The 321-nt window shown below is 39.3% G+C and carries 1 rRNA gene; it reads left to right on the top strand.

What is annotated here, in order from left to right:
• Window positions 1-242: 242 nt before the first annotated feature.
• Window positions 243-321: ribosomal RNA gene (locus C2M17_RS08685) — 16S ribosomal RNA — on the top strand; the annotation flags it as partial.

The following is a 321-nucleotide window of genomic DNA, read 5'->3' as shown; positions in this document are numbered from 1 at the left end:
TTCTTTAAAAATATGAAGCAATCATCTGTGTGGGCACTCGTACAGATTGAGTTCTAACAGCAGATTCTAGTTCGCTAGATGACGCAAACAGATTTAGAGTCTCAATTGAACTGAGTGGCCAACGGAAACAAGTTTACTTGTTTCAGCACAGTCAATTCGATTTTTCTTTTATAAAGAGAAATCAAAATCAGAATTCAATGAGCGCCGTTCTTCACTCTTTATGAGTGGGAACAAAAAACTTTTAATTGAAGAGTTTGATCATGGCTCAGATTGAACGCTGGCGGCAGGCCTAACACATGCAAGTCGAGCGGTAACAGTTCT

The organism is Pseudoalteromonas sp. T1lg10 (assembly GCF_002964545.1).
In the GTDB taxonomy this organism is placed as follows: domain Bacteria; phylum Pseudomonadota; class Gammaproteobacteria; order Enterobacterales; family Alteromonadaceae; genus Pseudoalteromonas.
This window is presented reverse-complemented; position numbering and strand designations above follow the sequence as displayed.